Origin of the sequence: Citrobacter meridianamericanus (genome assembly GCF_041320245.1) — a bacterium.
Classification (GTDB): domain Bacteria; phylum Pseudomonadota; class Gammaproteobacteria; order Enterobacterales; family Enterobacteriaceae; genus Citrobacter; species Citrobacter meridianamericanus.
On record NZ_CP101036.1, the window covers coordinates 1603124 to 1629728 of the forward strand.

The window sequence follows — 26605 nt, forward strand, 5'->3', positions numbered from 1 at the left end:
CACTTTTTTGATCGATACGTGAAAGGAACAACAAGATGGATGACCAGTTAAAACAAAGCGCCCTCGATTTCCACGAATTTCCAGTACCAGGCAAAATTCAGGTTTCTCCGACCAAACCGCTTGCCACTCAACGTGATCTTGCGCTGGCCTATTCACCCGGTGTTGCAGCACCGTGTCTGGAAATTGAAAAGGACCCGCTGGCGGCCTACAAATACACCGCGCGCGGCAACCTGGTTGCGGTTATCTCTAACGGTACGGCGGTGCTGGGGCTGGGCAACATTGGCGCGCTGGCTGGCAAGCCGGTGATGGAAGGTAAAGGCGTTCTGTTTAAGAAATTCGCCGGGATTGACGTGTTCGACATCGAAGTAGATGAACTCGATCCGGATAAATTTATCAACGTGGTCGCGGCCCTGGAGCCCACGTTTGGCGGCATTAACCTCGAAGATATTAAAGCGCCAGAATGCTTCTACATTGAGCAAAAGCTGCGTGAGCGCATGAATATTCCGGTCTTCCACGACGATCAGCACGGCACGGCAATCATCAGTACCGCCGCCATTCTTAACGGTCTGCGGGTGGTTGAGAAAAATATCTCTGATGTGCGCATGGTGGTGTCCGGCGCAGGTGCGGCAGCGATTGCCTGTATGAACCTGCTGGTGGCGCTGGGGATGCAGAAACACAACATTGTGGTTTGCGACTCCAAGGGCGTGATTTACAAAGACCGCGAACCGAACATGGCGGAAACCAAAGCGGCTTACGCGGTGGTGGATGACGGTAAGCGCACGTTGGACGACGTGATTGATGGCGCAGACATTTTCCTTGGCTGTTCCGGCCCGAAAGTGCTGACGCAGGAAATGGTCAAGAAGATGGCGCGTGCGCCAATGATTCTGGCGCTGGCGAACCCGGAACCGGAAATCCTGCCGCCGCTGGCAAAAGAGGTGCGTTCCGACGCCATCATTTGCACCGGTCGTTCCGACTACCCGAACCAGGTTAACAACGTTCTGTGCTTCCCGTTCATCTTCCGCGGCGCGCTGGATGTCGGCGCTACTGCTATCAACGAAGAGATGAAACTGGCCGCGGTACACGCCATTGCTGAGCTGGCGCACGCCGAGCAGAGCGAAGTGGTGGCTTCTGCCTATGGCGATCAGGACCTGAGCTTTGGCCCGGAATACATTATTCCTAAGCCGTTCGACCCACGTCTGATCGTCAAAATCGCCCCTGCGGTCGCGAAGGCGGCGATGGACTCCGGTGTGGCAACGCGCCCGATTGCCGACTTTGACGCTTATATCGATAAGCTGACCGAATTCGTCTACAAAACCAACCTGTTTATGAAGCCGATTTTCTCGCTGGCACGCAAAGCGCCGAAGCGCGTGGTGTTGACGGAAGGGGAAGAGGCGCGAGTGCTGCACGCCACTCAAGAATTGATCACTTTAGGTCTGGCGAAGCCGATCCTGATTGGTCGTCCGAGCGTGATCGAAATGCGCATCCAGAAACTGGGTCTGCAGATCAAAGCGGGCGTTGATTTTGAGATCGTCAACAATGAATCCGATCCGCGTTTTAAAGAGTACTGGAGTGAGTATTATCAGATCATGAAGCGTCGTGGGATCACTCAGGAGCAGGCGCAGCGGGCGGTGATTGCTAATACCACGGTGATCGGCGCGATCATGGTGCAGCGCGGTGAAGCGGATGCGATGATCTGCGGCACAATCGGCGACTACCACGAGCACTTCAGCGTGGTAAATGCGGTATTTGGTTACCGTGATGGCGTACATACGGCTGGGGCAATGAACGCCCTGCTGCTGCCAAGCGGTAACACCTTTATCGCCGATACCTACGTCAATGACGATCCTACGCCGGAGCAACTGGCAGAGATCGCTGTGATGGCGGCAGAAACCGTGCGTCGCTTTGGCATCGAGCCGAAGGTGGCACTGCTGTCGCACTCCAATTTTGGTTCATCTGACTGCCCGTCGGCCAGCAAAATGCGTGAGGCGCTGGCGCTGATTAAGGCTCATGCGCCAGAACTGATGATTGACGGTGAAATGCACGGTGACGCCGCGCTGGTGGAAAGTATTCGTAATGACCGGATGCCGGACAGCCCGCTGAAAGGCTCCGCCAATATTCTGGTCATGCCGAATATGGAAGCCGCGCGTATTAGTTACAACTTACTACGAGTTTCAAGTTCAGAAGGCGTAACGGTCGGCCCGGTACTGATGGGCGTAGCGAAACCGGTTCACGTATTAACACCGATTGCTTCTGTTCGTCGTATCGTAAATATGGTGGCGCTGGCGGTCGTAGAAGCGCAAACGCAGCCGCTGTAATTTCACTTTAATTAATTCCGGCGCGGGTTTCTCCCGCGCCTTTTTATTTCCTCTTTCTTAGTGATCCACTTCACCTTTTAAACCTGGTTGCCGAATTTTGTTATTTACTCTGACAAAAAATTGCCACGATGAGGGCAGTTTTAGCGGAGGCGGTGAGCAATGGAAAAAGAACGCATTATTCAGGAGTTTGTGCCGGGGAAACAGGTCACGCTGGCGCATCTCATTGCGCACCCCGGTGAGGAACTGGCGAAAAAGATCGGCGTTCCCGAAGCGGGCGCTATCGGCATCATGACGTTGACGCCAGGCGAAACCGCGATGATTGCAGGTGACTTAGCGATGAAAGCGGCGGATGTACACATCGGCTTTCTCGATAGATTCAGCGGCGCGCTGGTGATCTACGGCTCAGTAGGCGCGGTAGAAGAAGCGTTATTACAGACGGTAAGCGGCCTCGGGCGATTATTAAATTTCACTTTGTGCAATCTGACAAAAAGTTAATCAGAGGCGGTGATGAAACGTATTGCGTTTGTCGGTACGGTGGGGGCAGGGAAAACAACGCTCTTTAACGCGCTACAAGGGAATTATTCCCTCGCCAGAAAAACACAGGCCGTGGAGTTTAATGAAAACGGCGATATCGATACGCCAGGAGAATATTTTAGCCATCCGCGCTGGTATCACGCCTTAATTACCACGCTGCAGGATGTCGATACGTTGATTTATATACATGCGGCAAATGATAAAGAAAGTCGCTTACCTGCCGGGCTGTTGGATATCGGCGCCAGTAAACGACAAATCGCCGTTATCAGCAAAACGGATGTGCCGGATGCCGACGTCGCCGCAACGCGACAACTACTTCGTGGGATGGGGTTTCAGGAGCCAATTTTTGAGCTCAATTGCCACGACCCAAGCAGTGTGCAGCACCTGGTGGATTATCTGACTGAGCTCAGCCAAAAGGAGGAAAGGGCAGGTGAAAAAACTCATCACAGCTAACGATATTCGTGCGGCCCACGCACGCGGCGAACAGGAAATGTCTGTTGTTCTGCGCGCCAGTATCATCACCCCGGAGGCGCGCGAAGTTGCGGCGCTGCTCGGCGTCACTATCACTGAATGCGATGAATCCGCTCCGGCCACTATGTCGGCCACAACCGCAGCGCCTGCTGCGGTGGAGGACGGCAAAACGGAAAGCCAGCGCATTCGTGAAACCATCATTGCGCAATTGCCAGAAGGGCAGTTTACCGAAAGCCTGGTCGCCCAACTGATGGACAAAGTGATGAAGGAAAAGCAGTCGCTGGAACAGGGCGGAATGCAGCCGAGTTTTAAATCGGTGACTGGCAAAGGCGGTGTGAAAGTCATCGACGGCAGCAGCGTGAAGTTTGGTCGTTTTGATGGCGCGCAGCCGCACTGCGTCGGTTTAACCGATCTGGTGACCGACCAGGACGGCAGCAGTATGGCCGCCGGGTTTATGCAGTGGGATAACGCATTTTTCCCATGGACGCTGAACTACGACGAAATCGACATGATTCTGGAAGGCGAGCTGCACGTTCGTCATGAAGGCGAAACCATGATTGCCAAAGCCGGGGACGTGATGTTTATCCCGAAAGGCTCCAGCATCGAATTTGGTACGCCATCAACAGTGAAGTTCCTGTATGTGGCCTGGCCTGCGAACTGGCAGTCCTGCTAAGGCGGATGTATGAAGGATTTCATTACCGAAGCATGGCTCAGAGCGAATCATACGCTCAGCGAAGGGGCTGAAATTCATCTCCCCGCTGATGCTCGCCTGACGCCGTCTGCCCGGGAATTGCTGGAAAGCCGTCGTCTGCGCATTAAGTATATCGACGAGCAGGGAAGCTTGTTTGTTGACGACGAGGAACAGCAGCAGCAGCCGGTACATGGTTTAACCAGCAGCGATACACATCCGCAGGCGACCTGTGAACTGTGTCATCAACCGGTGGCGAAGAAACCTGACACGCTGACGCATCTGACGGCGGACAAAATGGTCGCCAAAAGTGACCCGAGGCTTGGATTTCGCGCCGCGCTGGACAGCACCATTGGTCTGGCCGTGTGGTTGCAAATTGAACTGGCGGAGCCGTGGCAGCCGTGGCTGGCGGATATTCGCTCGCGCCTGGGCAATATTATGCGGGCTGATGCTGTGGATGAACCGCTGGCCGCACAAGCCATTGTTGGTTTAAGCGACGAAGATTTACACCGCCTTTCGCATCAGCCGCTGCGTTACCTGGACCACGATCATCTGGTGCCTGAAGCCAGCCACGGACGTGATTGCGCGTTGCTTAATCTGCTGCGCACTAAAGTCCGCGAAACGGAAACGGTGGCCGCTCAGGTATTTATCACCCGCAGTTTTGAAGTCTTGCGACCGGACATTCTGCAGGCGCTCAACCGTCTTTCCAGTACGGTTTACGTAATGATGATTCTGAGCGTGGCGAAGCATCCGCTAAGCGTCAGCCAAATCCAACAGCGACTGGGGGAGAAGTCATGATCATTGAACGTGCTCGCCAACTCGCCAAACAAACGCCCGCTCGGGTGGTGTTCCCGGATGCGCTGGATGTACGGGTGCTGAAAGCCGCCAATTACCTGCACCAGCATGGTCTGGCACGCCCCATTCTCGTTGCCAGCCCGTTTGCGCTACGCCAGTTTGCGCTCAGCCATCGCGTAGCCATGGATGGTATTCAGGTTATTGATCCACAAAGCAATGTACAGATGCGTGAAGAGTTTGCCCTGCGTTGGCTGGCCCGCGCGGGCGAAAAAACGCCGCCGGATGCGCGCGAGAAGCTCAACGATCCACTGATGTTTGCCGCCGCGATGGTCAGTGCCGGTAAAGCCGATGTGTGTATTGCAGGCAACTTGTCGTCAACGGCAAACGTGCTGCGTGCAGGATTGCGCATTATTGGATTACAGCCTGGCTGCAAAACGCTGTCGTCAATTTTCCTGATGCTGCCGCAGTATCTCGGGCCGTCATTAGGATTTGCAGACTGTAGCGTTGTGCCGCAGCCCACCGCTGCACAGTTGGCGGACATCGCCATCGCCAGCGCTGAAACCTGGAAGGCGATCACGGGTGAAGAGCCGCGCGTGGCCATGCTGTCGTTTTCCAGCAACGGCAGTGCTCGTCATCCCAATGTTGCTAACGTGCAGCAGGCTACGGAGATCGTTCGTGAGCGTGCCCCACAGCTTACCGTGGATGGGGAACTGCAATTTGATGCCGCTTTTGTGCCGGATGTCGCCGCGCAAAAAGCGCCCGCCAGTCCGTTAAAGGGCAATGCCAATGTGATGGTTTTTCCATCGCTGGAGGCAGGCAATATTGGTTATAAAATCGCCCAGCGTTTGGGAGGGTATCGTGCCGTTGGTCCATTGATTCAGGGCCTTGCAGCACCGCTTCATGACCTCTCTCGTGGCTGTAGCGTACAGGAAATTATCGAACTGGCGTTAGTGGCAGCTGTGCCGCGCCAGACTGACGTGAGCCGTGAAAGCGTCTCGCAAACACTGGTTGAATGAACGGTCCCGTTCTGGACCCCTTTGATTAAGAGGAAAGCATAATGGAAGCATTAGGAATGATTGAAACCCGGGGCCTGGTTGCACTGATTGAGGCTTCTGACGCAATGGTTAAGGCGGCGCGCGTGAAACTGGTTGGCGTGAAGCAGATCGGTGGCGGCCTGTGTACTGCCATGGTTCGTGGTGATGTGGCAGCCTGCAAAGCGGCTACGGATGCTGGTGCTGCTGCCGCGCAGCGTATCGGTGAACTGGTTTCTGTGCACGTTATCCCGCGTCCGCATGGCGATCTGGAAGAAGTGTTCCCGATCAGCTTCAAAGGCGACAGCAACGATATGTAAGTCGTCCAAGTGACGCCACTGGATCGTTGAGAGAAAGCTGGCGTCACCCTCTCTCCTTTTCACATTACCTTCTGCGGAGGGTAGGGGGAGGTTTTACCTGAAATATGCCACGGAGGCGGGTATGAAACTGGCAATCGTCACAGGACAAATTGTTTGTACCGTTCGCCATCAGGGGCTCGCGCACGACAAGTTGCTGATGGTGGAAATGATTGATGCCCAGGGAAATCCCGACGGGCAGTGCGCTGTTGCGATAGACAGCATCGGGGCGGGAACCGGAGAGTGGGTGCTGCTGGTCAGTGGAAGCTCAGCCCGCCAGGCGCACCATAACGACTCATCGCCTGTCGATCTGTGCGTGATTGGCATCGTCGATGAAGTGGTGGCAGGTGGGAAAGTGGTATTTCACAAATAAGGCAGAAAATCATGAATCAACAGGATATTGAACAGGTCGTGAAAGCGGTGCTGCTGAAAATGAAAGACAGCAGTCAGCCCGTCAGTGCCGTTCAAGAAATGGGCGTCTTTGCCTCCCTGGATGACGCAGTAGCGGCAGCAAAAGTGGCTCAGCAGGGGCTGAAAAGCGTCGCTATGCGCCAACTGGCCATTCACGCCATTCGTGAAGCGGGCGAAAAACACGCCAGAGAATTAGCGGAATTTGCCGTCAGTGAAACCGGCATGGGACGCGTTGAAGATAAATTTGCCAAAAACGTGGCGCAGGCTCGTGGCACCCCAGGCGTGGAATGCCTGTCTCCACAGGTATTGACCGGCGATAACGGCCTGACGCTGATTGAAAACGCACCTTGGGGCGTGGTGGCTTCGGTAACGCCGTCCACCAACCCGGCGGCGACCGTCATTAACAACGCCATCAGCCTGATTGCCGCGGGTAACAGCGTCGTCTTTGCGCCGCATCCGGCAGCAAAAGGCGTTTCTCAGCGCGCGATCGGCCTGCTTAACCAGGCGGTGGTCGCCGCAGGTGGTCCGGCTAACCTGCTGGTAACCGTTGCTAATCCGGATATCGAAACCGCACAGCGTCTGTTCAAGTACCCGGGCATCGGACTGCTGGTCGTCACCGGTGGTGAAGCGGTGGTGGAGTCTGCGCGTAAGCATACCAACAAGCGTCTGATTGCCGCAGGTGCCGGTAACCCGCCGGTGGTGGTGGATGAAACGGCCGATCTGACTCGCGCCGCGCAGTCCATCGTCAAAGGCGCATCGTTTGATAACAACATTATCTGTGCCGATGAAAAAGTGTTGATCGTCGTGGATAGCGTTGCTGATGAACTGATGCGTCTGATGGAAGGCCAGCACGCGGTCAAACTGACAACCGCCCAGGCTGAACAGCTACAACCGGTACTACTGAAAAATGTCGATGAGCGCGGTAAAGGCACGGTCAGCCGTGACTGGGTCGGGCGCGACGCGGCAAAAATCGCCGCGTCGATCGGCCTGAACGTTCCGGAGCAAACCCGCTTGTTGTTCGTCGAAACCTCCGCCACGCATCCGTTTGCTGTGACTGAACTGATGATGCCGGTGCTGCCGGTGGTGCGGGTAGCTAACGTTGACGAAGCCATTGCGCTGGCCGTTACGCTCGAAGGTGGTTGTCACCATACGGCGGCGATGCACTCACGCAACATCGACAATATGAACCGTATGGCTAACGCCATCGACACCAGCATTTTCGTCAAGAACGGACCATGCATTGCCGGCCTTGGACTTGGTGGCGAAGGCTGGACGACCATGACCATTACCACGCCAACCGGGGAAGGGGTGACCAGTGCGCGCACGTTTGTACGCCTGCGTCGCTGTGTGCTGGTGGATGCGTTTCGCATCGTATAAGGAGTGAAAAAGATGGCGCATGACGAACAACTGTGGCTCACACCCAGACTGCAAAAAGCGGCATCGCTGTGTAACCAGACGCCTGCCGCAAGCGATTCACCGCTGTGGTTGGGCGTTGATTTGGGAACCTGTGATGTGGTGTCGATGGTTGTCGACAACGAAGGGCAGCCGGTTGCGGTTTGTCTGGACTGGGCCGACGTCGTGCGCGATGGCATCGTCTGGGATTTCTTCGGTGCTGTGACCATTGTTCGTCGCCATCTCGATACGCTCGAACAACAACTGGGTTGCCGCTTTACTCATGCGGCTACCTCATTCCCGCCTGGCACTGACCCGCGTATCTCCATCAACGTGCTGGAGTCCGCCGGGCTTGAGGTGAGCCATGTGCTGGATGAGCCGACCGCCGTGGCAGATTTGCTGGCGCTTGATAACGCCGGAGTCGTCGATATCGGCGGTGGAACGACTGGTATCGCCATTGTGAAACAGGGCAAAGTGACTTACTCCGCTGACGAAGCGACCGGTGGGCACCACATTTCCCTGACGCTCGCCGGGAATCGTCGTATTCAACTGGAAGAAGCCGAGCAGTTCAAACGCAGCAACGGCAAAGAAATCTGGCCGGTGGTTAAGCCGGTTTACGAAAAGATGGCGGAAATTGTCGCCCATCATATTGCCGGACAAGGGATTACGGATTTATGGCTGGCCGGTGGGTCCTGTATGCAGCCGGGGGTTGATGAGCTGTTTCGTAAGCGTTTCCCGGAGCTGCAGGTGCATTTACCGCAGCACAGTCTGTTTATGACCCCGCTGGCGATTGCCAATAGCGGAAAAGTAAAAGCGGAAGGAATCTATGCAAGCTGAATTGCAGACCGCGCTCTTTCAGGCATTCGATGCACTGAATCTGCAACGCGTAAAAACGTTCAGCGTTCCACCGGTCACATTATGCGGACTGGGAGCGCTCAGTACCTGCGGACAGGAAGCGCAAACGCGCGGACTGACGCATATGTTTGTCATGGTTGACAGCTTCCTGCATGAGGCGGGGATGACCGCCGCTCTGGAACGTAGCCTGGCGATGAAAGGCGTGGCAATGACGCTGTGGCCATGTCCGGTCGGCGAACCGTGCATCACGGACGTCTGCGCGGCGGTCGCGCAATTGCGTGAATCGAAGTGCGATGGCGTGGTGGCCTTTGGTGGCGGCTCTGTGCTGGATGCCGCTAAAGCAGTGGCGCTGCTGGTGACCAACCCGACGCAAACGCTAGCTGACATGACGGAGCACAGTGTACTGCGCCCGCGTCTACCGCTGATTGCCGTGCCAACCACCGCCGGGACCGGGTCAGAAACCACCAACGTTACGGTGATTATTGATGCCGCCACCGGACTTAAAAAAGTGCTGGCCCACGCAACCCTTATGCCAGACGTCGCCATTCTGGATGCCGCGGTAACGGAAGGCGTTCCTGCGCACGTGACGGCAATGACTGGCATTGACGCGCTGACCCATGCCGTTGAAGCGTATAGCGCGCTAAACGCGACGCCGTTTACCGACAGCCTGGCGATTGGCGCGATTGCGATGATTGGTAAATCGCTGCCGAAAGCGGTGGGATACGGCCATGATCTGGCGGCGCGGGAAAGCATGTTACTGGCGTCCTGCATGGCGGGAATGGCGTTTTCCAGCGCGGGACTGGGCCTGTGTCACGCGATGGCACACCAGCCGGGCGCTGCGCTGCACATCCCGCACGGACAAGCTAACGCCATGCTGCTGCCCACGGTAATGGGGTTCAACCGCATGGTGTGCCGTGAGCGTTTCAGCCACATCGGACGGGCGTTAACCAACAAGAAGTCGGACGATCGTGATGCCATCAACGCCGTCAGCGAGCTGATTAGCGAAGTGGGCCAGACCAAACGACTCTCTGACGTTGGGGCAAAGCCCGAGCATTACAGCGCATGGGCAAACGCTGCGCTGGAGGATATTTGTATTCGCAGTAATCCACGCACCGCCACGCAGGCCGACATTATCGCGTTGTATGCGGCGGCACAATAAATACACATATGACAGGGAGTGAAGGCTATGGGAATTAACGAAATCATCATGTACATCATGATGTTCTTTATGCTGATTGCTGCCGTGGACAGGATCCTGTCTCAGTTCGGCGGTTCGGCGCGCTTCCTCGGTAAGTTTGGTAAGAGCATTGAGGGATCGGGCGGTCAGTTCGAAGAAGGCTTTATGGCAATGGGCGCGCTGGGCCTGGCGATGGTCGGTATGACCGCGCTGGCGCCGGTACTGGCGCATGTGCTCGGACCAGTAATCATTCCGCTGTACGAAATGCTGGGCGCGAACCCGTCGATGTTTGCCGGAACGCTGCTGGCGTGCGATATGGGCGGCTTCTTCCTGGCGAAAGAACTGGCGGGCGGCGACGTGGCGGCATGGTTGTACTCTGGCCTGATTCTCGGCGCGATGATGGGACCGACACTGGTCTTCTCCATTCCGGTTGCGCTGGGAATTATTGAACCGTCTGACCGTCGTTATCTGGCGCTGGGCGTGCTGGCCGGTATCGTCACCATTCCGATTGGCTGTATTGCGGGTGGTTTGGTTGCGATGTACTCCGGCGTGGAAATAAATGGTCAGCCAGTGGAGTTCACCTTTGCACTGATCCTGATGAACATGATCCCGGTGCTGATCGTGGCCGTGCTGGTGGCGCTGGGACTGAAATTCATCCCGGAAAAAATGATCAACGGCTTCCAGATCTTCGCCAAGTTCCTGGTAGCGCTGATCACCCTCGGTCTGGCGGCGGCAGTCATCAAGTTCCTGCTCGGCTGGGAGCTAATCCCGGGTCTTGATCCTATTTTCATGGCACCGGGCGATAAGCCGGGTGAAGTGATGCGCGCCATCGAAGTTATCGGTTCTATCTCCTGTGTGCTGCTGGGCGCCTACCCGATGGTGCTGCTGCTGACCCGCTGGTTTGAAAAACCGCTGATGAGCGTTGGCAACCTGTTGAAAGTTAATAATATTGCGGCTGCGGGTATGGTAGCAACGCTTGCCAACAACATCCCGATGTTCGGCATGATGAAAAACATGGATACCCGCGGCAAAGTGATCAACTGCGCCTTTGCAGTCTCTGCGGCCTTCGCCCTGGGTGACCACTTAGGCTTCGCCGCTGCCAACATGAACGCCATGATCTTCCCGATGATTGTCGGCAAGCTGATCGGCGGCGTGACGGCGATTGGCGTGGCTATGCTGTTAGTACCGAAAGACGAAGATGTTCCGGCTCCAGCAGAAACCAATCCGGAGGCGCAATCGTGAATACCCGCCAGCTACTCAGCGTCGGTATCGATATCGGCACCACCACCACTCAGGTAATTTTCTCGCGCCTTGAGCTGGTCAATCGTGCGGCAGTGTCGCAGGTGCCGCGTTACGAATTCATCAAACGCGAAATTAGCTGGCAAAGCCCGGTGTTCTTTACACCCGTTGATAAGCAGGGTGGGTTGAAAGAGGCCGAACTGAAAGCTCTGATCCTCGCCCAGTATCAGGCGGCGGGGATTGACCCAGAGACCGTCGATTCCGGTGCGATCATCATTACCGGGGAAAGCGCCAAAACCCGCAATGCACGACCTGCGGTGATGACGCTCTCCCAGTCGCTGGGTGACTTCGTGGTGGCAAGCGCTGGTCCACATCTGGAATCGGTGATTGCCGGTCATGGCGCGGGAGCGCAAACCCTGTCCGAACAGAAATTGTGCCGCGTACTGAATATCGACATAGGCGGCGGTACGTCGAACTACGTCTTGTTCGACGCGGGAAAAGTCAGCGGCTCGGCCTGCCTGAACGTCGGCGGACGGCTACTGGAAACGGACGGTCAAGGACGCGTGGTGCATGCGCATCAGCCAGGACAGATGATTGTTGATGACGTATTTGGTCCAGGCACTGATGCCCGAACCCTCAATGCGGCGCAGCTTGTTCAGGTGGCCCGGCGGATGGCTGCGCTGATTGTGGAGGTGATTGACGGCACGCTTTCACCGCTGGCGCAGGCGCTGATGCAAACCGGTCTGTTACCGGTTGGCGTGAAACCTGAAGTGATTACGTTGTCCGGTGGGGTGGGCGAGTGCTACCGCAACCAACCTGCCGATCCGTTCTGTTTTTCCGACATTGGGCCGCTGTTAGCAACGGCGCTGCATGAACATCCGCGCCTGCGTGAGATGAACGTGCAGTTTCCGGCGCAAACCGTGCGCGCCACGGTGATTGGCGCCGGGGCGCATACGCTGTCGCTTTCGGGCAGCACTATCTGGCTGGAGGGTGTGGCGCTTCCGCTGCGCAATCTGCCAGTGGCGATTCCGGTTGATGAGGCTGATCTGGTGGCCGCCTGGCAACAGGCGCTAATGCAGCTCGATCTGGACCCGCAAACGGACGCCTACGTGCTGGCGCTGCCCGGTTCGCTACCGGTGCGCTACGCCGCGCTGTTAACGGTGATTGATGCGCTGCTGGCCTTTGTCGCGCGCTATCCGAATCCGCATCCCCTGCTGGTGGTAGCCGAGCAGGATTTTGGTAAAGCCCTGGGCATGCTTTTACGCCCACAGTTACAGCAACACCCGCTGGCGGTCATCGATGAGGTGGTTGTCCGGGCGGGGGACTATATCGACATTGGTACGCCTCTTTTTGGCGGATCGGTTGTGCCGGTGACGGTGAAATCACTCGCATTTCCTTCCTGAGGGAACGACTTATGAAACTAAAGACCACATTGTTCGGCAATGTTTATCAGTTTAAGGATGTTAAAGAGGTGCTGGCAAAAGCCAACGAACTGCGTTCGGGGGATGTGCTGGCAGGTGTGGCAGCAACCAGTTCGCAAGAGCGCGTGGCGGCCAAGCAGGTGCTGTCGGAAATGACGGTAGCGGATATTCGCAACAACCCGGTGATTTCCTATGAAGAGGACTGCGTGACGCGTCTTATTCAGGATGACGTCAACGAAACGGCCTATAACCGCATCAAGAACTGGAGTATCAGCGAGCTGCGCGAGTATGTGCTGAGCGATGAAACCTCCGTGGATGACATTGCGTTTACGCGCAAAGGGTTAACGTCGGAAGTGGTCGCCGCGGTAGCAAAAATCTGCTCTAACGCGGACCTGATCTACGGCGGTAAGAAAATGCCGGTGATCAAAAAGGCCAACACTACCATCGGTCTGCCGGGCACCTTCAGTTGCCGTTTACAGCCTAACGACACCCGTGATGATGTGCAGAGTATTGCCGCACAAATCTACGAAGGGCTGTCCTTCGGTGCGGGCGATGCGGTAATTGGCGTCAACCCGGTAACGGATGACGTGGAAAACTTAAGCCGTGTGCTCGATACCGTGTATGGCGTTATCGACAAGTTTAATATTCCAACTCAGGGCTGCGTACTGGCACACGTTACCACCCAGATCGAAGCGATTCGTCGTGGCGCGCCGGGTGGGTTGATTTTCCAGAGTATCTGCGGCAGTGAGAAAGGCTTAAAAGAATTTGGCGTTGAGCTGGCGATGCTGGATGAGGCGCGTGCAGTGGGCGCGGAATTTAACCGCATAGCCGGGGAAAACTGTCTGTACTTCGAAACAGGACAAGGCTCCGCGCTCTCTGCGGGCGCTAACTTCGGCGCCGATCAGGTGACGATGGAAGCGCGTAACTACGGGCTGGCGCGTCACTACGATCCGTTCCTGGTGAACACCGTGGTGGGCTTTATCGGGCCGGAGTATCTCTACAACGACCGCCAGATTATTCGCGCGGGCTTAGAAGATCACTTTATGGGCAAGCTGAGCGGCATCTCAATGGGCTGTGACTGCTGCTACACCAACCACGCGGATGCTGACCAGAACCTCAACGAAAACCTGATGATTCTGCTCGCCACCGCTGGCTGCAACTACATCATGGGCATGCCGCTCGGTGACGACATCATGCTCAACTACCAGACCACCGCATTCCACGACACTGCGACCGTGCGCCAGTTGCTGAACCTGCGTCCGTCGCCGGAGTTTGAACGCTGGTTGGAAACCATGGGCATTATGGCAAACGGTCGCCTGACCAAACGGGCGGGCGATCCGTCACTGTTCTTCTGATGACGCGGGGATGACACACGATGGATCAAAAACAGATTGAAGAAATTGTACGCAGTGTAATGGCGTCAATGGGGGAGCCGCAGGTTCAAGCGCCATCAGCGGAAGTGAAATGCAGCACTACGCAGTGCGCCGCGCCGACCGGTGAAAGCTGTGCGATGGACTTAGGCTCAGCCGAAGCGAAAGCGTGGATTGGCGTTGAGAATCCGCATCGGGCAGAGGTATTGACCGAACTGCGCCGTAGCACCGCTGCGCGTGTATGTACCGGGCGCGCCGGTCCTCGTCCGCGTACCCAGGCGCTGCTGCGCTTCCTGGCTGACCACTCGCGTTCGAAAGATACGGTATTGAAAGAAGTGCCGGAAGAGTGGGTAAAAGCCCAGGGACTACTGGAAGTGCGCTCTGAAATCAGCGACAAAAACCTGTATCTGACGCGCCCGGACATGGGACGTCGTCTGAGTGCGGAAGCCATTGAAGCACTGAAATCACAGTGTGTAATGAATCCGGATGTGCAGGTGATTATTTCTGATGGCCTGTCTACTGACGCCATCACCGCCAACTACGAAGAGATTCTCCCACCGCTGTTGTCAGGCTTAAAACAGGCCGGACTGAAGGTCGGAACCCCGTTCTTCGTTCGCTATGGTCGCGTGAAAATCGAAGATCAGATCGGCGAACTGCTCGGCGCGAAAGCGGTGATTCTGCTGGTAGGTGAACGTCCGGGCCTCGGCCAGTCGGAAAGTCTTTCTTGCTATGCCGTCTATTCGCCGCGCGTGGCGACGACCGTTGAAGCCGACCGTACCTGTATCTCGAATATTCACCAGGGCGGTACGCCACCGGTTGAAGCGGCGGCGGTGATTGTAGATTTGGCCAAACGCATGCTGGAGCAAAAAGCGTCCGGCATCAATATGACCCGTTAAGGAGGCATCATGCCCGCATTAGATTTGATTAGACCTTCAGTCACCGCAATGCGCGTGATTGCCTCGGTAAATGACGGTTTTGCCCGTGAACTTAAATTACCGCCACATATACGTAGTCTCGGACTCATCACAGCAGATTCTGATGACGTGGCGTATATTGCCGCAGACGAAGCGACAAAACAGGCGATGGTGGAAGTGGTTTATGGCCGCTCGCTGTATGCCGGTGCGGCGCACAGTCCCTCTCCAACCTCGGGCGAAGTGCTGATCATGCTCGGTGGACCTAACCCGGCAGAAGTTCGCGCCGGTCTGGATGCGATGGTCGCCAATATTGAAAGTGGCGCGGCGTTCCAGTGGGCCAATGACGCAGAAGATACCGCTTTCCTCGCGCACGTGGTTTCGCGTACCGGTTCGTATCTCTCGGCGACCGCAGGATGCCGACTTGGCGATCCGATGGCGTATCTGGTTGCACCGCCGCTGGAAGCAACATTTGGTATTGATGCGGCGCTCAAATCTGCCGATGTACAGATTGTCACCTATGTGCCGCCACCGTCAGAAACCAACTACTCAGCGGCGTTTTTAACCGGTAGCCAGGCCGCCTGTAAAGCTGCCTGTAACGCTTTTGCTGATGCTGTTCTGGATATTGCTCGTAATCCTGTTCAGCGCGCGTAAGAGAGGTTGCAATGATCAATGCACTGGGATTACTGGAAGTGGATGGCATGGTGGCTGCCGTAGACGCGGCGGATGCCATGCTGAAAGCCGCGAACGTGCGTCTGCTCAGTCACCAGGTGCTGGATCCTGGCAGGCTGACTCTGGTTGTGGAAGGCGATCTGGCTGCGTGTCGTGCAGCGCTGGACGCCGGAAGCGCAGCCGCAGCGCGTACAGGTCGTGTTGTCAGTCGCAAGGAGATAGGGCGGCCAGAAGATGACACCCAGTGGCTGATCGGCGGTTTTACGCGCCAGCCGAAGAAACCAGAACAGAAGTCAGAAGTGAAAGCAGATGTAAAAGCAGAGAAGACGCAGGGTGCCCCGGTGGCTTCTGAATCCTCTGCACAGCTTCTGACGCTGTTGGCATCGGTCCGTCAAGGAATGACGGCAGGGGAAGTGGCTGCGCACTTTGGCTGGTCACTTGATGAAGCCAGAAAGGCGCTTGAACAGCTCTTTTCTGACGGAGCGTTGCGTAAACGCAGTAGTCGCTATCGCTTAAAAAATTAACCTGTCGGAGGGCCGGGGGCTTCGTTGAAGCTTCCGGCTTAAAAGATCATGAAAAAGACCCGTACTGCTAACCTGCACCATCTTTATCATGAAGCATTACCCGAAGACGTTAAACTTACGCCGAAAGTGGAGGTGGACAACGTTCACCAGCGGCGAACAACGGATGTGTATGAGCATGCGCTGACGATTACCGCCTGGCAGCAGATCTACGACCAATTGCATCCGGGAAAATTTCATGGCGAGTTCACGGAAATCCTGCTCGACGATATTCAGGTGTTCCGTGAATACACCGGTCTGGCGCTGCGTCAGTCGTGTCTTGTCTGGCCGAACTCATTCTGGTTTGGTATTCCGGCCACTCGCGGCGAACAGGGATTTATCGGCACCCAGTGTCTGGGCAGTGCTGAAATCGCTACTCGTCCAGGTGGGACAGAGTTTGAACTGAGTACGCCGGATGATTACACCATTTTGGGTGTCGTCATTTCAGAAGAGGCGATTGCCCGTCAGGCTAACTTCCTGCATAACCCGGAAAGGGTGCTGCATATGCTGCGCAACCAGTCGGCACTGGAGGTGAAAGAACAACACAAAGCCGCGCTTTGGGGCTTTGTACAGCAGGCGCTGGCAACGTTCAGCGAAAATCCGGCGAATCTCCATCAGCCTGCGGTGCGTAAAGTGTTGGGCGATAACCTGCTGCTGGCAATGGGCACGATGCTGGAAGAAGCGCAACCGATAATCACGGCTGAGAGCATCAGCCATCAGAGCTATCGCCGCTTGCTGTCGCGGGCGCGCGAATACGTGCTGGAAAATATGTCGGAACCGCTGACCGTGCTCGACCTGTGTAACCAGCTGCACGTCAGCCGCCGGACGTTGCAAAACGCCTTTCACGCAATCCTCGGTATTGGGCCGAATGCCTGGTTAAAACGCATTCGCCTGAACGCCGTGCGTCGCGAGCTGATAAGCCCGTGGTCACAAAGTACCACGGTGAAAGACGCCGCCATGCAGTGGGGATTCTGGCATTTAGGGCAGTTCGCCACCGACTACCAGCAACTGTTTGCGGAGAAACCGTCGCTGACGCTGCATCAGCGCATGCGCCAGTGGGCGTGATGAAATTATTGTGTCGGATGCCTTGTGTATTATCTGGTCTGGGAGGCGGCGCTGTTGTTGGCCTGAGAAGCCTGGCGCCATCAGGCCATTACACCCAGTCACGCACCTGAATAAACTCGCTAAGGGCGGCTTCCGGGCTGTTCGCTTCCGGATGGTAGTCATATTCCCAACGCACCAGCGGCGGCATCGACATTAGAATGGATTCCGTCCGCCCGCCGGTCTGCAGACCGAACAATGTGCCGCGATCCCACACCAGGTTAAATTCCACATAGCGTCCGCGACGATAAAGCTGAAAATTGCGTTCACGCTCGCCCCAGCTCATTGCTTTGCGGCGCTCGACGATGGGCAAATACGCCTCGGCATAACCCTTTCCAACAGCCTGCATAAAGGCGAAGCTGCGATCGAAATTCGGCGTATTCAAATCATCGAAAAAAAGTCCGCCAATGCCGCGCTGTTCGTTGCGATGTTTGAGAAAGAAGTAGTCATCGCACCACTTCTTGTAACGTGGATAAACGTCATCGCCGAACGGCTGGCACAGATCCCGCGCCGTGCGGTGCCAATGAACTGCATCCTCATCAAAGCCGTAGTAGGGCGTTAAGTCAAAGCCGCCGCCAAACCACCACACCGGGTCGGCGCCCGGTTTTTCCGCGATAAAAAACCGTACGTTGGCATGGCTGGTCGGAATGTAAGGATTCTGTGGATGCACCACTAGCGATACGCCCATGGCCTCAAAGCTGCGACCGGCAAGCTCCGGGCGATGGGCGGTAGCCGATGCTGGCATTGCATCGCCATGGACGTGGGAGAAGTTGACGCCCGCTTGCTCAAAAATACCGCCGTTACGCAGTACCCGGCTGCGCCCGCCGCCGCCCGCTTCGCGCTGCCAGTTATCTTCAACGAATCCGGCACCATCTACGGCAGATAACTGCTGACAAATATCATCCTGCAGGCTGAGCAGGAACTGTTTTACGCGCTGTGCATCGGGCTTCATGATTAACGTTTCTTCGAGTGTGCTTTCTGGTTATCAAACCAGTGGAAATAGCTGATGATGCCATTGGCGATAGCGGTAGCGATTTTTTGACGAAACGCCGTTGTGCCCAGCAGTCGCTCTTCTTCCGGGTTGGTAATGAACGAGGTTTCGACCAGTACCGACGGAATTGAGGGGGATTTTAGCACCACGAAGGCGGCCTGTTCAGTGCTACGACTGTGCAGCCGGTGTACCGGCTTAATCTTCTTGAGAATATGCGACCCTAAGGTCAGGCTGTTTTTAATGGTGTCGGTTTGCACCAGATCGAACAATACCTGCTGCAGCAAATGGTCTTTATCGGTGGTCTTTTTTCCAGCCACTTCATCGGCCCGGTTTTCACGGTCGGACAGATATTTCGCCATGGCGCTACTGGCGCCGCGATTAGACAGCGCAAAGACCGACGCACCTGCGGCGCTCGGATTGGTAAAACCGTCGGCGTGGATCGACATGAACAGATCGGCACCATGCTTGTGGGCGATCTCGACGCGATCGTACAGCGGAATAAACGTATCGCCGGAGCGGGTCAGGCGCGCATCAATCCCCTGGTTACGTAGAATCGAGCGCACGTTTTTGGCAATCGCCAGTACCACGTGCTTCTCCTTTGAACCGTTGCGACCAATTGCGCCGGTATCAATCCCGCCGTGACCCGGATCGAGGACAACTACGCGCTTAGCGCCGGCTTTTTTCGCTTTCGGTTTGCTGTGTCCATTGCTGGTCTTAAGCGCCTCTTCTTTAGCGATGGCTTGCGACATGCCTGACAGCGTCAGGGCGGCCAGCCCGGCTTTCAACACCTGGCGGCGCGATGTGAGTGTTTTTAGTGGTTTAAAAGTGCTCATACGGCCTGAGTTGTAAAAAAAGGTTCTAAACGTTATATCGTATCGCGTTGTCCGTTGCGACGGATCGGGATAAGAATTGTTTTACTTTTCATTTCAATACGTGACAATTCCGTATTATGCCATTTTTTCCGCCGCTTCGCGTCAGATATTGGCTAAATCAGCCGTTCGCGCCATAATCGCTTTTTAACGTCCTGAAAAGGTAACCAATACCATGGAAATACGCGTTTTTCGCCAGGAAGATTTCGAAGAGGTGATCACCCTCTGGGAGCGCTGTGATTTGCTGCGTCCATGGAACGATCCGGAAATGGACATTGAGCGTAAGGTCAATCATGACGTCAGCCTGTTTCTGGTCGCTGAAGTGAACGGCGAGGTAGTTGGTACGGTGATGGGCGGCTACGACGGGCATCGCGGTTCGGCTTATTATCTTGGCGTGCACCCTGAGTTTCGCGGTCGCGGCATCGCTAATGCGCTGCTTAACCGACTGGAGAAAAAGCTTATTGCCCGCGGTTGCCCCAAGATTCAAATCATGGTGCGTGACGATAATGATGTCGTGCAGGGCATGTATGAACGTCTGGGCTATGAACATGCGGATGTACTCAATCTGGGCAAGCGCTTGATCGAAGATGAAGAGTACTGAGTTTCATCCGGCCGACTATGACAGCCATGGGCGTCTGCGCCTGCCTTTTCTCTTCTGGTGCGTATTGCTGCTGCAGGCACGCACCTGGGTACTGTTTGTCATTGCTGGCTCTTCCCGTGAGCAGGGCAATACATTACTGAATTTGTTTTATCCCGATCATGATGCGTTCTGGCTGGGGTTACTTCCCGGCGTTCCGGCGGTACTGGCGTTTTTAGTCAGCGGCAGGCGTTTTGCGTTTCCTGTGATATGGCGCTGGCTGCGCGGATTACTGATCCTCGCTCAACTGGTGCTGTTGTGCTGGCAGCCGGTGATGTGGCTGGGAGGCGATCCGGTCAACGGCGTCGGGCTGGCGCTGCTGGTGGCGGATATTGTCGCGCTGATCTGGCTGTTAACCAATCAACGTTTGCGCGCCTGTTTTTCCCTCGAGAAAGAATAACGGCACTTTTTGGCGAAAGCGGACTCCAAGCAACGTTGATAAATAAGGAAGGAAGTGAAATGAAATCACTGCGTTTGACTTTATGCGCGATGCCGCTACTACTGACCGGGTGTTCAACGTTGTCGTCAGTAAACTGGTCTGCCGCCAATCCGTGGAACTGGTTTGGTTCTTCAACGCAGGTTACTGAGCAGGGCGTCGGAGCGTTAACGGGCGCGACACCGCTGGATGAAAAATCCATTGCTGATGCGCTGGACGGGGAATACCGTCTGCGCAGCGGAATGAAGACCGATAACGGGAATGTGGTGCGTTTCTATGAAGCGATGAAAGATGACAAGCTCGCGATGGTTATCAATGGCACCCAGGGAACCATCAACCGTATTGATGTATTAGACAGCGATATTTCGTCTTCTGCGGGTGTCAAAATCGGTACACCGTTTAGCGAGCTTTACACTAAAGCCTTTGGTCATTGTCAGAAAGCAACCGGCGATGATAGCGCGGGCGTTGAATGTAAAGCTGAAGGAAGTCAGCATATTAGCTATGTCTTTTCCGGCGAGTGGAGCGGGCCTGAAGGCTTAATGCCGTCTGACGACACGCTGAAAGCATGGAAAGTAAGCAAAATTATCTGGCAGCGTTAATTTGCGTCTGAACAAATCGGCTTACTAAAAAAACAGGTAGAATAGCGCCAATCAATGCCACGATGTCGTGGCATCTTTTTTTCAGGAGGAACAATGTCTCAGGTTCAGAGTGGCATTTTGCCAGAACATTGCCGTGCGGCGATTTGGATTGAAGCCAATGTTAAAGGCGACGTTGAGGTCCTGCGTGCGGCCAGCAAAATCTTCGCCGATAAGCTGGCAACCTTTGAAGCTACGTTCCCGGATGCGCATCTGGGCGCGGTTGTCGCTTTTGGCAACAACACCTGGCGTACACTGAGTGGCGGCGTTGGCGCAGAAGAGTTAAAAGACTTTATCCCTTACGGTAAAGGTCTGGCGCCGGCGACCCAATATGATGTGTTGATCCATATTCTCTCTTTGCGCCATGACGTAAATTTTTCTGTCGCGCAGGCGGCAATGGAAGCATTTGGCGATTGCATTGAGGTTAAAGAAGAGATCCACGGTTTCCGTTGGGTTGAGGAGCGCGATCTCAGCGGCTTTGTTGACGGCACTGAAAACCCGGCAGGCGAAGAAACACGTCGTGATGTCGCAGTGATTAAAGATGGCGTGGATGCTGGCGGCAGCTATGTGTTTGTGCAGCGTTGGGAACATAACCTGAAGCAGCTTAACCGCATGAGCATTCACGACCAGGAAATGATGATTGGCCGTACCAAGGAAGCCAACGAAGAGATCGACGGCGACGAGCGCCCGGCTACCTCTCACCTGAGCCGCGTCGATCTCAAAGAAGACGGTAAAGGGCTGAAAATTGTGCGCCAGAGCCTGCCATACGGCACCGCCAGCGGTACGCACGGTCTCTATTTCTGCGCCTACTGCGCCCGTCTGCACAACATTGAGCAGCAGTTGCTGAGCATGTTTGGCGATACAGACGGTAAGCGCGACGCGATGCTGCGTTTCACCAAACCGGTGACTGGCGGCTATTACTTTGCTCCATCCCTGGATCGACTGATGGCGCTGTAATTTTTGATTCCTGATGGCGGTTACGCCGCCATCTTTCACAAAATAGTTACCTGTTGAACCCCACAACGTCTGCCATGCAGATGATGCATCCGCATTGACGCTCATCGTAAAAAATCCCATTCCAGGTTCAGTGTTGTTTACCTGTCAGTTAGTTGTTTAAAGCACCGATATTAAACACTGCCCTTTTGAATTAATAAGTTCCGGATAGTTACTTTAAAAAATCTAAATATATCTGAATTAAATCACGGTTTAAATGTGACGAAGATCTGATTCTTTTACTCTATTCATAAAAATAAAATGTCTTATAAGTGTAATTAATTTCATCATAAATTGATTTAATGCCTTCATTTGTTGACAATTAAAATGATGGTCTTGTAATCTGAAAATGAGCGAAAAATAACGGAATTTATTCTTAACCATTTGGCAACAAAAGTGCATTGGAGGTTTTATGTCTACAAAATTATGGGGTGGGCGTTTTGATATGCCTACAAATAAGCTGGTCGAATCATATAACGCGACAATTATGCTGGAACAACGCCTCTGTCCTTTTGATATTCAAGGGAGTATTGTCCACGCAACTATGTTGGGCCGTCAGGGGATTATTGCACAGGATGAAGCGAATGCGATTATTGGCGGGTTAAGGCAAGTAGGTAAAGAAATTGAAGAAGGGCAGTTCGTTTTTGACACTGTTGATGAAGATATTCATATGGCAATCGAAAGACGTATGACCGAAATAATTGGTCCTGTAGGTGGGAAACTACATACAGGTCGAAGTCGTAATGACCAGACGACTGTCGATTCTAAAATGCATATGAGATCAACTATTCGTGAGATTCAGCAGGATATTGTTCATCTGCAAAAAATTATTATTAATAAAGCTGAAAATAATATTAATGCGATTATGCCGGGCTATACTCATTTACAGACCGGTCAGCCTATTCTTTTATCACACTGGATCATGGCATATTATTGGATGTTACGTCGTGACTGGACTCGTTTTGAAGACCTTTATCAACGCATGGGAGAATGTCCTTTAGGTTCAGCAGCTCTTGCAGGTACGACTTTCCCTATTGATCGTGATTTCACTGCTCAACAGCTTGGCTTTGATAAGCCGACTGAGAATAGTATTGATTCTGTCAGCGATCGTGACCATATGGTTGAATTCACTGCTGCAGCCGCTATGTGCTTTATGCATCTTACCCGTTTGTCAGAAGAATTGGTTTTATTCTCAAGTCAGGACTTTAAATTTATTGAGCTTTCTGATGATTTCTGTACTGGCTCCAGCATCATGCCCCAGAAGAAAAATCCTGATGTGGCTGAAAAAATGCGCGGTAAAGGCGGTCGTATGTACGGAAATTTAATGGCGATGCTGACCATTATGAAAGGGATCCCTCTCGCCTATAATACTGATATGAGTGAGGATAAAGAGCAGGTCTATGATTCCATGGATACTTTGCAAACCAGTCTAAAAATTATGGCGCCGATGCTCGATAAAATGGTTATTCTTTCTGAGAATACTCGCAACGCGGCGGCAAGAGGCTTCTCAAATGCGACCGATATGGCTGATTACCTGGTTCGTAAAGGAATTCCTTTCAGGGAAGCTCACCATATTGTCGGCAGTGCTGTTAATTACTGTATAAAACATAGAAAAATGCTGGAAGAGCTTACAATGGATGAATTTCATTCATTTGATAATAAAATTGAAAATGATATTTATGAGAATATATCTCTGGAAGCTTGTATTAAAGCAAGGATGTCTTATGGCGGAACAGGAACGGATGCCGTTAAAAAACAGATCGAAATTGCTAAATCATATCTGAACTAATCCTAAGCATAATAATTAATATCTCCCGGATGCAATATCCGGGAGGGCTTTGAGGTGAAAAAATGGATGCTTTGTTTTTTTTACAATTATTTATTGTGCTCGCTTGTATTGGTATCGGCGGGCGTTATGGCGGAATGGGACTTGGTGCTGGGGGCGGACTTGGTGTTGCAATATTAGTTCTGGGTTTTGGACTTAAGCCCTCCACACCATCTATTACTGCAATGTTAATTATTATTTGTGTTATTGGCGCAGTCAGTGTATTACAGGCTGCTGGTGGACTTGATTATCTTGTGCGCGTGGCTGAAAAATTACTCCGTAAAAAGCCACAAGCTATTACTTTTGTTGCTCCAATACTGACTTCAATATTTACGTTATTCTGCGGGACCACTTACGTTGCATTCTCTTTGTATCCGGTCGTCGCTGAGGTTGCCGCTGAAGCTAAGGTCCGCCCGGAGCGAGCGTTATCAGCAACAGTTATAGCGGCTAGTGTCGCGGTTGCCGCCAGCCCGATGAGTGCAGCAACAGCGGGGATGCTGGCTATTCTGCATGAATATGCTGGAATTAGCCTTGGACAAATACTGGCTATTGCTCTTCCTTCATTTTTTATGGCTGCCATTGTTACAAGCTTTTCAGTTTACAAACGCGGTAAAGAGCTGGAGGATGATCCTGAGTTTCAGAGGCGTGTTGCCGCTGGTGAATATGAGTTCATGCATACTGCGCAGAAAAAAGAATATGTTGCTTCAGCGGGCGCAAAAAAAGGGGTCGTTATCTTTGCGATTGGGGTGGTGCTGGTTCTAATTTTAGGTTCTTTTACCGGGTTACTCCCTTCCTGGGATGGAAAAAGACTGTCAACCCCGATGGTTATTCAAATGATTATGCTGACAGCTGCTTTGTTTATTATGATTGTCAGTAAAGTACCAAGTAGTACCTTGAACAGTGGCTCAGTATTCCGTGCTGGTTTAATGGGGGTGGTTGCAATACTTGGCGTTTCATGGATGACGGCAACGTTTTTTGATGCTTATCAGCCAGAATTGATTAAGGTCTTTGGTGGTATGGTAAATGGCGCACCGATGCTTTTTGGTGTGGTTGTGTTCTTGTTCTCTCTGGTCATTATGAGCCCTGCGGCGACGGTTGCCGCCATCATGCCACTAGGTGTTACCCTGGGAATACCAGCACCGTATCTTATCGCCATTTTTGCCTGTACCTGTGGTGATTTTATTATACCGGGCGCCAATCAAATCGGTTGCGTTGCATTTGACCGAACAGGCACGACAAAGATTGGACGTTTTGTTGTCAATCATAGCTACATTCGTCCGGGTTTTGTGATGGTTATCTCTCAGGTAATTTTTGCCTACTTAATTGCTCAGGTTGTCCTGTAGAGCGCATTCTGTGGGAAATGGCAGTAGTAATATTGAGAAGGACGTAATGGCATCCTCTCTGAACTGAATCAAGGGGGATGCCAAAACAAGTAGGTATTAGCTCTATTTAATTACTCTACCGCGCTACATCAGCATACTGGAAAAAAGGAAGCAAAAAAGCGTTGATGCGACAACGGTAACAAGGCCGGGTAGCATATAGCTGTGATTAACCACATACTTGCCAATTCGAGTTGTCCCAGTACGATCAAACGCCACACAGCCAATCTGTGCTCCCCCCGGAATAATGAATGATCCACAGGTTAGTGGGAGCAGGGCGACCAAAGTTTCTGCCGGATATCCCATTAACACGCCTGCGGGGAGTAATGCTACAGCAGTTGCCGCTGGGCTATAAATTACGGCAGAAAGCCCAAAAACAATAATGCCGAACAATACTGGATTCTGAAAATCGTGGAAAGCCGTGTTAAATAATTCGTGCCATGCTTCAAAAAAGGAGTTCATCATCCATGACAGACCAAATATGGCGACAACACCCACAAGGCCGGCTTTGAAAACAGAACCTGAATCAAGTTTTGAAGGAGAAATTCGACACACCATCATAATAATACATGCTGTTGTCAGCATAACTATTTGCAGCGTGGTTGGGATACTCATACGCTCCATCCCTGTGCCGTTATTCCATTCAGGACGTAGTTCAGGAATTGAACCCATAAGCACGACCAGGATGATCCCGATAAGAAAAATCAGTAATCCTCTCTTGGCCTCTTTAGTCACTATGCTGGCTGCTCGCTCTTCAGCTTTTATCGATTCGAACTCACCTTCAGCAACTCTGCGTTGGAATTCCGGATCGCTGCTAAGCTCGTGACCTCTTTTAAAGACGAACAGGCAGCCGACAAGACAGCCAAGGAAAGTTCCGGGAATGGTGACTAACAAGATATCTAAAGCAGAGACATGTAATCCAGCAAGAACTGCAATTGTCCCTGTCACGACCGCACTGACTGGGCTGGCAATGAGCCCAAAATTGGCAGCGATGACTGACATCGACATAGCTCTTTCTGGCCGTACCCTCGCATCTGCTGCAATTTCTGCAATTACTGGATAAACGGAAAAGGCAACATATCCAGTTCCGCAGATTGCAGTGAAAAGGTAAGCGACTGCTGGTCCGAGAAAAGTGATAGCGCCCGGCCACTTTCTGAGGATCCGTTCAGCCATCGTAACGAATAAATCAAGCCCGCCAGCAGCCTGGAGAATTGTGATACAAGTGATAACAGCAAGGATAATAGAAATAACAGTTATAGGAGGTGAGTCGGGCGGGAGTCCAAAACCAAAAGTCAGGATAGCGAGTCCTAACCCGCCTGCAGCCCCCAGGCCAATCCCGCCAAAACGCCCACCTATACCGATACATATAAGCACTATCGCAAACTGAGTTACGAATAACACCATAATTAATTCCTTTTTATTAACAAATAGCTTGATATAATTTGAATAATAGGGGCTATAATCTTACCATAACAGTATATTAAGCAATCTAACTTATTAGATTATTTATACTCATGAGTTTTGTTGCTCTTTAATCAGAG

At 53.3% G+C, this 26605-nt stretch carries 27 protein-coding genes; 24 read left to right on the plus strand and 3 right to left on the minus strand.

Annotated elements, in window-relative coordinates:
* Positions 1-35: 35 nt before the first annotated feature.
* From maeB to eutR, 18 genes are all read left to right on the plus strand, one after another.
* A complete protein-coding gene (gene maeB, locus NMD08_RS07570; RefSeq protein WP_151217626.1) occupies positions 36-2315 on the plus strand; it encodes an NADP-dependent oxaloacetate-decarboxylating malate dehydrogenase in 2280 nt (759 codons plus the stop codon).
* Between the two features lie 159 nt (positions 2316-2474).
* The gene (gene eutS / locus NMD08_RS07575; protein WP_003037995.1) at positions 2475-2810 is read left to right on the plus strand and encodes an ethanolamine utilization microcompartment protein EutS; all 336 of its coding nucleotides are present in this window, start codon (positions 2475-2477) and stop codon (positions 2808-2810) included.
* A gap of 12 nt (positions 2811-2822) precedes the next feature.
* Positions 2823-3302: an ethanolamine utilization acetate kinase EutP gene (eutP, locus tag NMD08_RS07580; RefSeq protein WP_151217625.1), complete on the plus strand. Its 480-nt coding sequence runs from the start codon at positions 2823-2825 to the stop codon at positions 3300-3302.
* On the plus strand, positions 3280-3993 hold the full coding sequence (gene eutQ, locus NMD08_RS07585) for an ethanolamine utilization acetate kinase EutQ (RefSeq protein WP_151217624.1): 714 nt from the start codon (positions 3280-3282) through the stop codon (positions 3991-3993). Before eutP ends, eutQ begins: the two co-directional genes overlap by 23 nt.
* Positions 3994-4002: 9 nt before the next feature.
* Entirely contained in the window at positions 4003-4806 is an 804-nt protein-coding gene (gene eutT / locus NMD08_RS07590) for an ethanolamine utilization cob(I)yrinic acid a,c-diamide adenosyltransferase EutT (RefSeq protein ID WP_286544086.1), read from the plus strand.
* Positions 4803-5819: a phosphate acetyltransferase gene (pta, locus tag NMD08_RS07595; RefSeq protein ID WP_048210962.1), complete on the plus strand. Its 1017-nt coding sequence runs from the start codon at positions 4803-4805 to the stop codon at positions 5817-5819. Before eutT ends, pta begins: the two co-directional genes overlap by 4 nt.
* Before the next feature lie 41 nt (positions 5820-5860).
* Positions 5861-6154 carry an ethanolamine utilization microcompartment protein EutM gene (eutM, locus tag NMD08_RS07600; protein ID WP_005121908.1) on the plus strand — a complete coding sequence of 98 codons (294 nt, stop codon included), beginning with the start codon at positions 5861-5863 and terminating at the stop codon, positions 6152-6154.
* A gap of 121 nt (positions 6155-6275) precedes the next feature.
* Positions 6276-6563, plus strand: coding sequence for an ethanolamine utilization microcompartment protein EutN (gene eutN / locus NMD08_RS07605; protein ID WP_005121909.1), 288 nt, complete (start codon positions 6276-6278; stop codon positions 6561-6563).
* Between the two features lie 11 nt (positions 6564-6574).
* A complete protein-coding gene (locus NMD08_RS07610; RefSeq protein ID WP_210904492.1) occupies positions 6575-7978 on the plus strand; it encodes an aldehyde dehydrogenase family protein in 1404 nt (467 codons plus the stop codon).
* Between the two features lie 12 nt (positions 7979-7990).
* Entirely contained in the window at positions 7991-8830 is an 840-nt protein-coding gene (eutJ, locus tag NMD08_RS07615) for an ethanolamine utilization protein EutJ (RefSeq protein ID WP_151217623.1), read from the plus strand.
* Positions 8820-10007 (plus strand): ethanolamine utilization ethanol dehydrogenase EutG, encoded by a 1188-nt coding sequence (gene eutG, locus NMD08_RS07620; RefSeq protein WP_187253533.1) that lies wholly within the window; start codon positions 8820-8822, stop codon positions 10005-10007. The genes eutJ and eutG overlap by 11 nt, the downstream gene beginning before the upstream one ends.
* Before the next feature lie 27 nt (positions 10008-10034).
* Positions 10035-11267, plus strand: coding sequence for an ethanolamine utilization protein EutH (gene eutH, locus NMD08_RS07625; RefSeq protein WP_003038023.1), 1233 nt, complete (start codon positions 10035-10037; stop codon positions 11265-11267).
* On the plus strand, positions 11264-12667 hold the full coding sequence (gene eutA, locus NMD08_RS07630; RefSeq protein ID WP_210904494.1) for an ethanolamine ammonia-lyase reactivating factor EutA: 1404 nt from the start codon (positions 11264-11266) through the stop codon (positions 12665-12667). Before eutH ends, eutA begins: the two co-directional genes overlap by 4 nt.
* Positions 12668-12678: 11 nt before the next feature.
* Positions 12679-14040, plus strand: a complete 1362-nt coding sequence (eutB, locus tag NMD08_RS07635) for an ethanolamine ammonia-lyase subunit alpha (protein ID WP_003038029.1) — start codon at positions 12679-12681, stop codon at positions 14038-14040.
* A 20-nt stretch (positions 14041-14060) separates the two neighbouring features.
* A complete protein-coding gene (eutC, locus tag NMD08_RS07640) occupies positions 14061-14951 on the plus strand; it encodes an ethanolamine ammonia-lyase subunit EutC (RefSeq protein ID WP_003038033.1) in 891 nt (296 codons plus the stop codon).
* Positions 14952-14960: 9 nt separating this feature from the next.
* On the plus strand, positions 14961-15620 hold the full coding sequence (gene eutL / locus NMD08_RS07645; RefSeq protein WP_040233508.1) for an ethanolamine utilization microcompartment protein EutL: 660 nt from the start codon (positions 14961-14963) through the stop codon (positions 15618-15620).
* An 11-nt stretch (positions 15621-15631) separates the two neighbouring features.
* Positions 15632-16162 carry an ethanolamine utilization microcompartment protein EutK gene (gene eutK / locus NMD08_RS07650; protein WP_151217621.1) on the plus strand — a complete coding sequence of 177 codons (531 nt, stop codon included), beginning with the start codon at positions 15632-15634 and terminating at the stop codon, positions 16160-16162.
* A 48-nt stretch (positions 16163-16210) separates the two neighbouring features.
* On the plus strand, positions 16211-17263 hold the full coding sequence (eutR, locus tag NMD08_RS07655) for an HTH-type transcriptional regulator EutR (protein ID WP_005121920.1): 1053 nt from the start codon (positions 16211-16213) through the stop codon (positions 17261-17263).
* Positions 17264-17351: 88 nt separating this feature from the next.
* On the opposite strand, the gene hemF is transcribed toward eutR, so the two are convergent.
* Positions 17352-18251 (minus strand): oxygen-dependent coproporphyrinogen oxidase, encoded by a 900-nt coding sequence (hemF, locus tag NMD08_RS07660; protein WP_187253531.1) that lies wholly within the window; start codon positions 18249-18251, stop codon positions 17352-17354.
* 2 nt (positions 18252-18253) lie between these two features.
* Positions 18254-19123, minus strand: coding sequence for an N-acetylmuramoyl-L-alanine amidase AmiA (gene amiA, locus NMD08_RS07665; protein ID WP_005121924.1), 870 nt, complete (start codon positions 19121-19123; stop codon positions 18254-18256).
* 211 nt (positions 19124-19334) lie between these two features.
* Here amiA and NMD08_RS07670 point away from each other — a divergent pair, with 211 nt between their 5' ends.
* The 6 genes from NMD08_RS07670 to NMD08_RS07695 all read left to right on the plus strand — a co-directional run bounded on the left by NMD08_RS07670 (position 19335) and on the right by NMD08_RS07695 (position 25028).
* Positions 19335-19760 (plus strand): GNAT family acetyltransferase, encoded by a 426-nt coding sequence (locus tag NMD08_RS07670; protein WP_003038048.1) that lies wholly within the window; start codon positions 19335-19337, stop codon positions 19758-19760.
* A complete protein-coding gene (locus tag NMD08_RS07675) occupies positions 19747-20196 on the plus strand; it encodes a DUF2919 domain-containing protein (RefSeq protein WP_187258623.1) in 450 nt (149 codons plus the stop codon). The genes NMD08_RS07670 and NMD08_RS07675 overlap by 14 nt, the downstream gene beginning before the upstream one ends.
* Positions 20197-20255: 59 nt before the next feature.
* On the plus strand, positions 20256-20831 hold the full coding sequence (locus tag NMD08_RS07680) for an RpoE-regulated lipoprotein (protein ID WP_151217619.1): 576 nt from the start codon (positions 20256-20258) through the stop codon (positions 20829-20831).
* Positions 20832-20924: 93 nt separating this feature from the next.
* The gene (gene yfeX / locus NMD08_RS07685) at positions 20925-21824 is read left to right on the plus strand and encodes a porphyrinogen peroxidase (RefSeq protein ID WP_151217617.1); all 900 of its coding nucleotides are present in this window, start codon (positions 20925-20927) and stop codon (positions 21822-21824) included.
* Positions 21825-22272: 448 nt separating this feature from the next.
* Positions 22273-23649 carry an argininosuccinate lyase gene (argH, locus tag NMD08_RS07690; RefSeq protein ID WP_187258624.1) on the plus strand — a complete coding sequence of 459 codons (1377 nt, stop codon included), beginning with the start codon at positions 22273-22275 and terminating at the stop codon, positions 23647-23649.
* Positions 23650-23711: 62 nt separating this feature from the next.
* Positions 23712-25028, plus strand: coding sequence for an anaerobic C4-dicarboxylate transporter family protein (locus NMD08_RS07695; RefSeq protein ID WP_187258625.1), 1317 nt, complete (start codon positions 23712-23714; stop codon positions 25026-25028).
* Positions 25029-25151: 123 nt separating this feature from the next.
* Here the strand turns inward: NMD08_RS07695 and NMD08_RS07700 are convergent, their stop codons facing one another.
* A complete protein-coding gene (locus tag NMD08_RS07700) occupies positions 25152-26468 on the minus strand; it encodes an anaerobic C4-dicarboxylate transporter family protein (RefSeq protein WP_187253526.1) in 1317 nt (438 codons plus the stop codon).
* Positions 26469-26605: the final 137 nt, after the last annotated feature.